Consider the following 13,297-nt stretch of genomic DNA (forward strand, 5'->3'; position numbering starts at 1 on the left):
CTCAGCCCGCCTGGGTGGTCTTCAGGCACCACACCACGTGCTCCACGAGCCGGCCGACGGTCAGGCCGACGATCTCGTCGAAGTCCATCCCGGCCAGGAACTCGGCGAGGTTGACGCGCTGTCCGTACCGCTCCTCCAGCAGCCCGGCCAGGGTGACCAGGTCGATGCTCTCCAGCTCCAGGTCGCGGTTGAAGGTGGTGGACATGCCGATCACCACGTCGTCGTCGCCGTACTCCGCGAGGACCGTGCGCAGCATGCCGTCGACCTCGGCGAGCACGCTGTCGGCGGTGGGCTGTGCCGGGGCCGGCGGGGTGGGGTTCATCGGGGGTACTCCTCGGCTGCGGGGTCGGGGGGGTCGGCGTCGGTTCCGGGGCCGGTCGTCCAGGCCACCACGTAGGCGCGCCGAGGCAGGCCCGGCGGGTTGGCCACGGGTGCGCAGTGCACGGTGTAGGCGCGTTCCAGGCGGCCGGAGACGAGGAGCCGTCCGCCGTCGGGGGCGGCCTCCAGGACGGCGAAGTCCCGGGGGCGGCCGTCGAATCCGGCGCCCTCGGCCTTGGCGACGGCCTCCTTGGCGGCCCAGAACCGCGTGAACCACACGGCTTCCGGGGCGCCGCCGTCCGCGCACCGGGCGCGCAGGAGCCGCAGTTCGGCCGGGCCGAGCGCGGTGCTCAGCGTCGTCGGGTCGCGGTCGGCCACCTCCTCGATGTCGATGCCCGGGCCGGGCTGTGGCCGGTGCGGCCGGACGATGGCCACGCCCGCCTCGGCCCGGTGGGCGAGCGAGACGTCCAGCGGGGGCAGCTCGCGGCCGTGGACCCCGGTGGCGTACGGGCGGCCGAGTCCGTCGTTGCCGACCCGGATCTCCGCCGGGAAGACCGGTCCTTCGCCGTGCTGCCAGAGCCAGTGCCGTACGGCGTCCTTGACCGCGATTCTGCCGAGCAGCCACTGCCGGCGCCCCCGTGGCGGGCGGGCCGCGTACGCCTCGCGTTCCGCGCTCCCCAGCGAGTTGCGCATGATCAGCTCGCGGGAGGCGAGGTCCGGCCACCGCTCGTGCACCAGGGTCCAGCCGCCGGGCAGGGCCGTGGACAGGGTGTGGCGCTCGGGGAAGCGTTCGACGGGCCGGGTGGTGGGGTCGTTGTCGAAACGGCGGTCCTGCCAGCCGGCCAGCCGGGCCCACACCCGGCCGCCGACGGTCAGCTCCGCGTCCGCCTCCAGCACGGTGTCGGTGACGGAGGTGATCCTCAGCAGGCAGTGGACCTCGGTGCCGGGTTCGGGGTCCGGTCCGTGGAACCGCGCCTCCCCCAGACGCACCGGGAAGACGACCGTCCGCTCGGTCCGGGTCGCCATGATCCAGTAGCCGAGCAGCTGGCCCACGTTGTCGAGCAGGGCGCCGGGGGCCGGGGGCACGGTGATCACCCCGCGGATGTGCCGCTCGCCGAGCGCGGTCAGCTCGGTCAGCCCCTGGAACCGCGGGCCGTGGAACATCCATCGGTCGCGGTAGAGCTGGGCGGCGGTGTGCTCGGGGAGGCGCTCGGGCGCGTCCGGGAGGGTACGGGGCGCGGGCGGCGCGGGGTGGTGCGGGGCGAGTTCGACCACGGCGCGGGCGGTGGGCCCGAAGGTGACCGTGACCCGGTCCGGACGGCCGGGGTCCGGGGTGACGGTGACGGGGACGTCGACGGGGGGTACGGCGGTGAGCCACCGGTCGAACCGGGCCCCGAGCACGGCGACGGCGCGCAGACCGGGGGCCGCCCGCTCCGCCGCGTCCGTCATGTGCCGGACGATCGTGGTGGCGGGGACCACCGGCCAGCGGTCCTCCAGGTCGGGCCAGCCGGGGCGTTGGGGGAAGAAGCAGTGGTCCAGGAGGTGGGGCATGGTGCGGGGCGAGATGTGGAGGGTCGTGGTGACGGGGGCGGCGATGGAGGTGGGGATGGCTGTGTGGGTGGGCGTGGTGGTGGGGGGTCTCGGGGCAGTGGGGGGCTCGCCGGGGGTGGGGGGCTCGCTGGGGGTGGGGGCGGTGGCTGCCGCCGGGGCCCGGGCGGGAGCGGGGGGCCCTGCGGGGGCCCTGGCGGGGGCGGGGGGCGTGGTGGGCGGGAGGGGCGCTCCGCCGCCGGGCCGGCGGGCCGCCGCCATCAGCTCGGCCGCGGCGGTCGCGGTGTCCCTGAGGAGGGCGGTGAGTTCGGCGGCGGCCGGGTGGTGCCGGGCGAGGTCGTCCAGCGCGGGGGCGCCGGCCGGGGCGTGACCGGGGACGGGCGCCTCCCCGCCGGGCGCCGGCCGCAGGTCCGTGCGCAGGGCCTCGCGGGTGGGACCGTCCAGGGAGACCAGCGCGCTGCCGAGGGCGAGACGGACGGGCGGGCGGGCGCCGGCGGGGCGGGCCGCCGGGGCCCGGGACGGCACGCTCGGTGCCACGGCGGCACCCGCTGCCCACAGGGCGGTGGCCACGCGCCGCAGTTGGGCGAGGCCGCCGTGGTGGGGCGAGTGGGCGGCGACGGCGAGGTGGTCGCGGTCGCCGAGGGTGTCATCGATGAGGGAGGGCAGCCGGCCGGGCCCGGTCTGCACGAAGACGCGGTGGCCGGCGGCGTACAGGGCCTCGGTCAGCTCGCGGAACCGGACGGGCTCCAGCAGGTGCCGTACGAACAGCTCGCGGACGGCCGGCTCGTCCCGGGGGAAGGGCGCCGCGGTCGTCCCGGACCACACCGGCACGGCGGGCGGGTGGATCCGGAAGCGGTCGGCGGCCTCCTTGATGGGGGCCAGGAACGGTTCGAGCATCGGTGTGTGGAAGCCGGAGCGGAACGGCAGCACCTGGCAGATCACGCCCTCCGCGCGCAGCACCCGGACGAACTCCGCCACCGCCGGTCCGGGACCGCACACCATGGACTGGCGGGGCGCGTTGTCGTGGGAGAGCACGATCCGCGAGTCCGCCGGGGCGGTGGCGAGCGCGGCACGCACCTGCGCGGCGGAGGTGCCGACGGCGGCGAAGACGAGACCGGGGACGGTGACCGTGTCCGGGTCGAACCGGGCCATGAACGCGTCCACTTCGGCCGCCGAGTACAGCCCGGCCGCGGCCATGGCGGTCCACTCGCCGACGCTGTGCCCGGCGACCGCGTCCGGTACGACACCCATCCGGCGCAGGGCCTGGTCGAGCAGGCGGCCCACACCGACGACGCCCAGGCCGTGCCGGCCGATGTCGCCGACCCGGACGTCCTGGCCGGCGCCGGCGGCCGGGGGAAGACCGAAGTGGGCGGCGATGTCGTCGGTGCGGGAGGTGAAGTCCGCCTCCAGGCCGGGGAAGACGAACGCCACCTTGCCGCCGGCCCGGCCGAGCAGCGGACCCGGCCGGAACCACACGTCGCCGCGCCCGTGCCAGGCGTCTCCCCTGGCGACCGCGCGACGGGCCAGAGCGAGCCGTCTGGCGGTCGGGTCCACGACTCCGAGCCGGACCGGGCCGGCGTCGGTGTGCGGGCGGGCCGGGTCGAGGCCGGCGGCGAGCACGGCCGTGTCGTCGGCGCGGAGGAGAGCGGCGAGAGCGTCCCCGTCGCCGGCCGAGAGCAGGAGGACGCGCTCGGGTTCGGTGACCCGGGCGGCGCTCCGGGCGTCCGCGGCGGGAAGGGGCACGGCGGCCCCGGGTCGCCGACCCGGGGCCTCCTCCAGGACCACGTGCGCGTTGATGCCGCCGAACCCGAAGGCGTTCACCGCGGCCCGCCGGGGCGCCCGGTGTCCGCCCGCCTCCCAGGGCCGGGACCGGTCCAGGGTGCGGAACCGGGTGGCGGCCAGGCCGGGGTGGGGGTCGTCGCAGTGGAGGGTGGGCAGGAGGGTGCGGTGGTGGAGGGCGAGCGCGGCCTTGACCAGGCCGGCCACTCCGGCCGCCGGCATGGTGTGGCCGATCATCGACTTCACCGAGCCGAGCACCGGCCGGTCCGCGTCCGGACCGTGGTCCGCGCCCGGGCCGAACACCTCGGCCAGCGTGGTGAGTTCGGCCGTGTCCCCGGCGGGCGTGGCGGTGCCGTGCGCCTCCAGCAGGCCGATCGAGTCCGGTGCGGCGGGGTCGAGTCCGGCGGCCCGCCAGGCCTGGCGCACGGCCCGGGTCTGCCCGCCCGGATCGGGCGTGACGAGCCCGGCCGTACGGCCGTCACCGGCCACGCCCGTGCCGCGGACCACGGCGTAGACGCGGTCGCCGTCGCGTTCGGCGTCCGCGAGCCGTTTGAGTACGACGACGCCGGTGCCCTCGCCGATGAGGATGCCGTCGGCGTCGCGGTGGAAGGGGCGGCTGCGTTCCGTCGGGGAGAGCGCGCGGAGCTGGGAGAAGACGCTCCACAGGGTGATGTCGTGGCAGTGGTGCACTCCCCCGGCCAGCATCAGGTCGCAGCGTCCGGTGGTGAGTGCGGTGACCGCCTGGTCGACGGCGACCAGGGAGGAGGCGCAGGCGGCGTCGACGGTGTAGGCGGGGCCGCGCAGGTCGAGGCGGTTGGCGATGCGGGAGGCGGCGAGGTTGGGGACGAGGCCGATCGCGGCGTCGGGGCTGTCGGTGCCGAGGCGTTCGGTGAACGCGGCCCGGATGCGGTCGAGTCGGCCGGGTTCCAGGTCGGGGAGCAGCTCGCCGAGGGTGCGGGTGAGCTGGTGGGCGGTGCGCACCCGCTGGTCCAGCCGGGCGAGGCCGGGGGTGAGGTAGCCGCCGCGGCCGAGGACGACGCCGACCCGGTGCCGGTCGGGCAGCCGGTCGGTGCCGCCCGCGTCGGCGAGCGCGGCCGCGGCGACGTCGAGGGCGATCAGCTGGTCGGGTTCGGTGCCGGGCACCGAGGCGGGCATGATGCCGTACCGGGTGACCTCCACCTCGGGCGGGCCGTCCACGAATCCGCCGCGCCGGCAGTACACCTGGCCCGCGACGGCGGGTCCGGAGGCCGAGCCTGGACGGTAGTAGTCGGCGTCCCAGCGGTCCGGGGGGACCTCGGTGATGGCGTCGGTGCCGCTGCGCAGATTGCTCCAGTAGGCGTCCAGGTCGCGGGCGCCGGGCAGCAGCACCGCCATCCCGGTGATGGCGACGGGCGTCTGGGGTTCCGCACCGGGCCCCTTCCGCGGTCCGGTCATGTCACCAGCCCGACGCGGTGTAGACGACGGCCCGGGTCGCCGGGTCGCCCCAGGCGAGTTCGCGCAGCAGCGCGGCGGTGCCCTCCTCCGGGTCGATCAGCGCGACCCCGCGCCGGGCGTACGCGCGTCCGAGTTCCGCGTCGACCATGCCGGGGTGGTGGCCGGAGGGCGCCCAGGGGCCCCAGTGGACGGTCAGCGCGCGCCGGCCGCTCCGGGCGGCCCAGTCGGTGCCGAGCGCCTCCAGGGCGTCGTTGGCGGCGGCGTAGTCGGCCTGGCCCCGATTGCCGAGGACGGCGGCGATGCTGCCGAACAGCACGGTGAACACCGGTGCGGAGGGCAGGTCGTCCAGCGCGGTGAACAGGGCGCCGGCCCCGGCCGTCTTGGTGCCGTAGACGCGCTGGAAGGACTCGGGGGTCTTCTCGGCGATCAGCCGGTCCTCGACGACCCCGGCGGCGAAGACCACACCGTCGAGCCGGCCGTGTTCGGCGTGGATCTCCTTGACGGCCTGGAGGACGGCGTCGCGTTCCCGGAAGTCCACCGAACGGTAGCGGGCCGTGCTGCCGAGCGCGGCGAGCTCGGCGAGCTCGGCGAGCGTGGTGGTGATCTCCCGTTGCGCGAGGACGAGTCCGGCGGCCCGGTTGATCTCGGCGGGCCTCGGTGCGCCCGGGCCCGCGGCGAGCGCGGCGCGCAGCTCGACGGCGGTGCGGGCGGCGGCGGTGTGCGCGGCCTCGGGTGCGGTGGGCGCGGGGGTACGGCCCAGCAGCTCGATCCGGCAGCGGCAGGCGGCGGCCAGGGTGGCGGCGAACCGTGCGGTGATGCCCCGGGCGCCGCCGGCCAGCAGGACCACGGAGTCCCGGTCGAGTCCGAGGGCGGCGGCCTCGGCGGCACCGTCCCCGGCGGGTCCGGCACCGGTGCTGCCGAGCGGGCCGAGGGGCACGGGCACGAGGTCCAGGCCCCGGCGGTCTCCGGTGGCCGTGCGCAGGACCACGGGGGCCGGTTCGGGGGCGCGCAGTTCGGCGAGGACGGCGTCGGCGACGGCCGCCGGCCCCGTGTCGCCGACCGCCAGCACCCGGGCCAGGAGGCCGGGATACTCGCGGCCGACGCTGCGGATCAACCCGTCCAGGCCCGCCGACCGCAGCGCTCCGGCGCCGTCGGCGGCACGCACCGCCAGCAGCACGCGGGGGCCGCGGGCCAGCGCCGCCCGGAGCACCGGGAAGGCGTCCGGCAGCACCGGGTGACCGGGCCCGGCGAGCGCCCCCAAGTACAGGACGCCGTCGACCGGTCCGTCGGCCGCGCCGAGCAGATGACCACGGTCGAACGGCACCACGCCGGCCCCGCACGCGCCGAGCCGCCCGGCTGTCTCGCCCGCCACGGCGTCGGCTCCGCCGAGGAGGACGAACCGCTTGCCGGACAAATCGACGGCACGGCCCGGACCCGGATCCGGCAGCGGGACCGGCCGCAGCTCGCAGCGCTGGGGGGCGGTGCCGCGGGGGAGGCCGGGGGCGGGGCCGGGTGGGTCCTGTCGGGGCGCGGTGCCCTGAAGGGTGCCGGTGGCGGAGGTGGACGCGCCGGCGGGTGTGTCGGCCCGGGGGCCCGCGCCCTGCCGGACGGGGGCCGCGGAGCCGGGGACGTCACCGCCCGCGTCCGCCCGGGGGGCCACGCCCGGCGGGATGCCGGCGGGGGCAGGGGACGCGCCGCCGGCCGGATCGGAGGACGGCTGTCCTTCCCCGGCGCCCGTCCCCGTCCGTGTCGTCAGCCAGGCCGTGACCGCCGCCGCGGTGCGGGCCTTGGCCAGTTCCTCCAGCTCCTCGTCGGCCAGGTGCTGCGCACCGCCCGCGATGCCCAGGCGCTGGGCGAGTTCGCCCGCGATCTCGGCCCGCTTGATCGAGTCGATGCTGAGGTCGGCTTCCAGGTCCAGGTCGGGTTCGATCATGTCGACGGGGTAGCCGGTCCGTTCGCTGATGATCTCGCGTACGACCCGTTCGACGTCGTCCGCCGATGCCGCCGTGTCCACCACGTCCACGACGTCCGCCAGGGCCGCGGCGGTGTCGGCCTGTACGACCGGTTCCGGCACCGGCGCGACGGCCGCGACCGGGGCGGGTACCGGTATCGATATCGGCGCCGGTGCCGGTGCCATGGGTGTGGCGCCGAAGTAGGTCAGCAGGACGTCCCTCTGCGCGGCGATCATGTCCCGGCTGGTGCGCAGGAACTCGGAGATCAGCGCGTCCCGGTCGGTGGGGACGCCGTTCGGCTGGTCGGTCGTCACTGTGGTCTCCACGACGCGTCGGGCCGGCGCGAGCGCGCCGGGCAGGAGGGCTCCGTCGGCGGTGCGGACGAGGTGTCCGTCGACCGTCCAGCCGGGCCGCTTCGGCGCCGGGGTGCGCAGCGCGTCGACGGCGTCGCGGCCCCGGAAGAGCCAGGCGGTGCGCACCGGTTGCCCGGCGACGGCGAGCCGGGCGAGGGCGTCGAGCCAGCCGGCCAGGCCGCTGTCGGCCCGCGGTTCGCAGGCGACCGTACGGTGCGGGCGGTCGCCGAGGATCCGGCCGACGAGCCGGGTGAGGACGGTACCCGGGCCCGCCTCGACGAAGATCCGCGCCCCTGCCTCGTACATCGCCTCGATCTGCGCGGCGAACGCGACCGGCGCCCCGATCTGCGCGGCGAGTCCGGCACGCACGGCGTCGGGGTCGGGCGGGTACGGCGCGGCGGTGCGGTTGGACCAGACGGGGAACTCGGGGGCCCGGACCGGCTTGTCGGCGAGGACCTTGGCGAACGCCTCCCCCGCGGCGGCCACCACCGGGCTGTGGAAGGCGCAGGCCACCGGGATGGGGCGGGCGCCGAGGCCTGCGGTGCGCAGCGCCCGTACGGCGGTGCCGACATCCGCCGTGGGTCCGGAGATCACCGTCTGCTCGGGCGAGTTGACGTTGGCGACGACGACCGACCCGGGTGCCCCGGCGGCGCGCAGGGCGTCCGCGACGGTGTCGGCGGGGGCGCCCACGGCGGCCATGGTGCCGGGCTCGTCCCCGGCCGCCGCCAGGATCGCCGCGGCCCGTTCCGCGCTCAGCTCCAGCAGGGTCTCCGGGTCGAGGGCGCCGGCCGCGGCGAGGGCGGCCAGTTCGCCGTAGCTGTGCCCGGCGGCGAGGTCGGGGTGGACGCCAGCCGAGGTGAGGAAGGCATGGGCGGCGAGGCCCGTGATGCCGAGGGCGGGCTGGGCGGCCCGGGTGTCGGTGAGCGCGGCGCGGCGGCGCTCGCGGGCGGCGTCGTCGAAGGCGGCCGGCGGGAAGAGCCGGTCGGCGTGGTCGCGCCCGAGGTGCAGGTAGTGCCGCAGCTCGGGCAGGGTGACCAGGAGGTCGCCGAGCATACCGGGGCGCTGACTGCCCTGACCGGGGAAGAGGAAGGCGACCAGGCCGGCGGCCGGGTCCGGGGAGCCGTGCGCGCGGCCCCGGCCGGGGCCGGAGGGAGGGGGGCCGTCCGTGCGCCCCGGGCCGGGGTCGGCGAGCCGGCCCGCCGCGATCGGCTGGGTGCCGCCCCTGCTGTCGGCCGCATCGGTACGACCGGACACGCCGGCGACGTCGACACGGCCGGAGACGCCGGCGACGTCGGCAGGGCCGGGCGCGCCGGCGACGTCGGCAGGGCCGGGCGCGCCGGCCTCCTCCGGGCGCCTCGGATCGCCGACCTCGCCGGCACTGCCGACCTCGCGGACCTCGCGGACCTCGCCGGCCCTGCCGACCCCGCCGGTCCCGTCAGCTCCGTCGGCCCCGTCGGCAGAACCGGTCCCGCCTGCCGAGACGGCACGGCTCGGCCCATCCGCCCCACCCGCCCCACCGGCCCCACCAGCCCCACCGTCCGGGCCGTGTCCGCCTGCCACGACGGTACGGCCGGCCCCGTCCCTCGCCTCCGCGCGCGGCTCCCCGCCACCCGCGGCCGCGAGGTGCACCCCGGTCTCCTGATCGGCGCGCCCCGCCAGGAACCGCCGTACCTTCTCCGTCAGTTCCCCGATGTCCCGGGCCACCAGGGCGGCCTGTACCGGCTCGTGGGAGATGTCGGCGCGGCGGGCCGCGGCCAGGGCGAGGTCGCGGAGCCGCCAGGTGCCGGCCTCCGACTCGGCGGCCCGGAGGATCTCCTCGGCCTCCCGGCGGGCCGCCGCCATGTCCCGGCCCCGGAAGAGGAACAGCTCGGCGGGCCAGGCGTCCAGAGTCTGCCGGGGCGGTGGCGCGTCGCCGTACGCGGCCAGCACGGCGTGGAAGTTGGTGCCGCCGAAGCCGAACGCGCTGACCCCGGCGAAGCGTTCGCCGGCCGGCGCCGCCCAGGGCTGGGCGCGGGTGTGGAACACGAACGGGCTGTCGGCCTCGTCCCAGGCCGGATTGGGGCGGTCGACGTGGAGGGTGGGCGGCTTGACGCCGGTGTACAGCGCGAGCGTGGTCTTGATGAGGCCGGCGAGTCCGGCGGCGCACTTGGTGTGCCCGATCTGTGACTTGACCGAGCCGAGGGCGCAGCCGCCCGTCGCGGCCCCGGCCTCGGTGAACACCTCGCCCAGCACCGTGAGTTCGGTGCGGTCGCCGACGACGGTCCCGGTGCCGTGCGCCTCCACCAGACCGACCGCGGCGGGCGGGACACCCGCGTTGCGGTACGCCCGCTGGAGCGCGGCCCGCTGGCCCTCGGGGCGGGGCGCGGTCAGGCCGCGGGCGCGGCCGTCGCTGGCGGAGCCGAGGCCCTTGACCACGCCGTAGATCCGGTCGCCGTCGCGTTCGGCGTCCGCGAGCCGTTTCAGGACCACGCAGGCCACGCCCTCGCCGAGGGCGATGCCGTCGGCGGAGGCGTCGAAGGCGCGGGACCGGCCGGTCGGGGAGAGCGCGTGGACGGAGGAGAACAGGACGTAGTCGTTGATGCCGTTGTGCAGGTCGGCGCCGCCGCACAGCACGAGGTCGCTGGTGCCGCAGACGAGTTCCTTGCAGGCGACGTCCAGCGCGGCGAGGGAGGAGGCGCACGCCGCGTCGACGGTGTAGTTGGCGCCGCCGAGGTCGAGGCGGTTGGCGATCCGGCCGGAGATGACGTTGGCCAGCATGCCGGGGAAGGAGTCCTCGGTGAGCCGGGGCAGCTGCTCCTCCAGGCCGTCGGGGACCTTGCCGTAGTACGACGGGAGGACGGCGCGCAGGGTGACGGCGTTGGACAGGTCGCTGCCGGCCTCGGCGCCGAAGACGACGGAGGTGCGGGAGCGGTCGAACTCCCGTCCCCGCTCGCCGTATCCGGCGTCGTCCAGCGCTCTGCGGGCCGCCTCCAGGGACAACAGCTGGACGGGTTCGACGCTGCCGAGGGAGGCGGGCGGGATGCCGTAGCGCAGCGGGTCGAAGGGGATGGGCGGCAGGAAGCCGCCCCACTTCGAGGCGGTGCCGCCGGTGGTGTGGTGGACGGCGGGGTCCCAGCGGTCGGGCGGGACCTCGGTGACGGCGTCGCGGCCGGCGACGATGTTCGACCAGAATGTGGCGAGGTCGGGGGCCTGCGGGAACATGCACGCCATACCGACGATCGCGATGTCGAGCGGTGGCGGTGGCGGCGGTTCAGTCACGCGGTCCTGCCCGGGCGTTGCCGCCCGTACCGCCCCTGCCGCTCCCGCTGCTCCTGCCGTCCCCGCCGTCCCTGCCATCGCGGCGGCTCGTGCGGCGAGGAAGTCGGCGGCGCCGTCGGTCACCGCGTGGTGCAGGGCGGCCATGGTGGTCGGGGCCGAGCGCAGGACGGCGACCTGGCCGGCCATGAACAGCCCCTCGTCGAGCTGGAGTTCCTCGTCGACGGTCCGCAGGGCGCCGTCGTCGGTGCGGGTCAGGCCCTTGCTGGCGATGCGCAACCGGCCGACGTTGAGGCGTTCCAGCCGCTCCCAGACCTCCCGTTCCGGCACGCCCCGGGCGCGTAACGCGGCTTCCCGCTCGCGGTAGTCGCGGGTGAAGGGACTCGGGACGCAGCGGGTGGCGTGTCCGGGGGCGGTCTGCAGCAGGGCGGTCGCCGTGGCGGTGAGGACCTGCCGCTGGAAGAGCGGCCGAACGGCGCCGTGGGTGACGGCCTCCTCGGTGAAGAGGTAGGCGGTGCCCATGAGGAGGCCGACGGCGGCGCCCCGTGCGGTGAGCGGGGCGGCCAGGGCGGCGACCATGGCCGCCGACCGCTCGTCGTGGACGCCACCCGCGAAGAACAGCTCCAGCCGCCGTGCCGTCTCGTCCCCTCGGTCCGCCAGGAAGTCCTCCAGGACGGCGACTTGTGCCTCCCAGAGCGGGAAGGAAGCCCGGGGTCCGACATGTCCGCCGCACTCGGCGCCCTCGAACACGAACCTGCGCACGCCCGCGTCCAGGAACTGCCGCAGCAGCCCCGGCGAGGGCACGTGCAGGAAGGCGTGGATCCCGGCCCGCTCCAGCGTCTCGGCCTGGGCGGGCCGGCCGCCCGCGATGATCGCGTGGGTGGGCCGCAGCTCGCGTACGGCGTCCAGCTGGGCGCCCCGGATGTCCTCTGGCGCGAAGCCGAGCACGCCCACGCCCCACGGCCGGCCGTCCAGCACGGCCCGCGCCCCGGTGAGCATCTCCCGGGTCCGCTCACCGTCGGCCAGGGCCAGCGCGAGGAAGGGCAACGCCCCGTCCTCGGCCACGGCCACGGCGAACCCGGCCTGGTCACTGACGCGCGTCATGGGCCCCTGCGCCACCGGCAGCCGCGTCCCCAGCGCCCGGCTCATGGCAGACCCGGCCCGCAGGGCGGCGGCCGCCGGAGGCACCGTGGCGGTCCCGGGCCGCACGTACGTCGCCGCCGGCGCCACCGTCACCTCCGGCACCGTCGAAGACAGGGACGTCGGCGTCACCTCCGTCACCTCCGGCGCCTCCGTCACCTCCCGCACCGCCGTCGACAGCGCGCGGACGACGCCGCGCACGTCGTGCCACCGATCGGCGAAGCGGGCGGCGAGGTAGCCGTCCTGACCCACCGGGAGCAGTCGGCCTCGGGGGTCGTGGGCGCTCAGCAGGGCCGCGACCGCGTCGGGATCGTCGGGGGGAGACTGGGGCGTGTCCGGGCCCCGTCGCCGCAGTACCCGGTGTCCGCCCAGCACGACGGTCTCCGAGCCGTCCAGGGTGCGCAGCACCGCCCGGACCGCCTCGGGCAGCTCCGACTCGGCCAGCAGCGCCAGTTGGCTGTCGAGGACGACACCGGCGGCCCCGCCCGCCACGGCTGCCGCCGCCGTGCGCGGGCCGATGCCCCCGCAGGCCCAGACGGGCAGGGCACGGTCCGCCACGTCGGTGTCGGACAGGAGCTGTTGCAGCAGGACGAAGGTGCTCAGCTCACCGACCCGGCCGCCGCTCTCGCCGCCCCGGGCGATCAGCCCGCGCGCTCCGGCGCGGACGGCCGTACGGGCCTGCCCGAGGTCGGTCACCTCGGCCAGTACCCGGACGGTGGAGGGAAGTCCGGCTGCCGACCAGGGGGCGTCCGGGGTCAGGACCACGGTGTCCGCGGCGCCGACGGCGTCGCCGACGTCGGCGGGGGTGAGGGTGCAGCGCCGGGTCACGCGCAGACCGAAGGGGCCCGGCGCGGCTCTTCTCAGCCGGGACAGCTGTTCGCGGGATCTTCGGTCACCGGTGCCCAGGTCGAGGATGCCGAGGGCGCCGGCCGCCGTGGCGGCGGTGGCCAGCCCGGCGTCGGGTTCTCCGAACGGGGTGAGGCACAGGATCAGGTCGTGGGCACGCACAGGGGAGGTCATGATGCTCCGGCACGATCGGCGGGGACAGCACGGTGGGGGGTACGCGCGGCGAGACACTGGCGAGACGCTCTGGTGCGAGGGCAACGGAAACTAGCGAGGTCATTACTCGCGGGTCAATAACGCCGCAGCCATTCCCTGTGCGGTGGCGCCGATTCGGCCAGCCCGCCGAATTCCCCGCAAGGGACGGTAAATCCAGCGATTTGCTTCCGGTGCGGGGCGTCCGGCGCGTGGCGCCGGGGCCGTCCGGTCCTGCGCGGCACACCGGTCCGGGCCCGGCACAGCGCCCGCCGCTTCACCGCCCGCCCGCCTCGGCGCCGTGCGCGGGACATTCGGCGGGGTCCTGTGCATTCCGTTCGCCGCCGGCCCGGTGGCTCGAACCGGGCCGACGGGAACCGGACACGGCGGCGCGGAGCCCACCCCGCCGTACACACAGGACCGCCCCACACGGAACGGCCCCCTCCCACATCAGCCGAACGAACCCCGCACAGCCCCCACCAC

Annotated in this window: 3 protein-coding genes; all 3 read right to left on the bottom strand. The window is 76.8% G+C overall.

Annotated features, from left to right (window positions below; all coding sequences use genetic code 11):
* Position 1: 1 nt before the first annotated feature.
* The 3 genes from ACZ4VF_RS16195 to ACZ4VF_RS16205 are packed head-to-tail and all read right to left on the bottom strand — an operon-like array spanning position 2 to position 12,799.
* Positions 2–322, bottom strand: a complete 321-nt coding sequence (locus tag ACZ4VF_RS16195) for an acyl carrier protein (protein WP_467926471.1) — start codon at positions 320–322, stop codon at positions 2–4.
* Positions 319–5,079 (bottom strand): type I polyketide synthase, encoded by a 4,761-nt coding sequence (locus tag ACZ4VF_RS16200; RefSeq protein WP_467926472.1) that lies wholly within the window; start codon positions 5,077–5,079, stop codon positions 319–321. Before ACZ4VF_RS16200 ends, ACZ4VF_RS16195 begins: the two co-directional genes overlap by 4 nt.
* Position 5,080: 1 nt before the next feature.
* Positions 5,081–12,799, bottom strand: a complete 7,719-nt coding sequence (locus ACZ4VF_RS16205) for an SDR family oxidoreductase (RefSeq protein WP_467926473.1) — start codon at positions 12,797–12,799, stop codon at positions 5,081–5,083.
* Between the last annotated feature and the right edge of the window lie 498 nt (positions 12,800–13,297).

Source organism: Streptomyces sp. NPDC029151 (assembly GCF_055564315.1).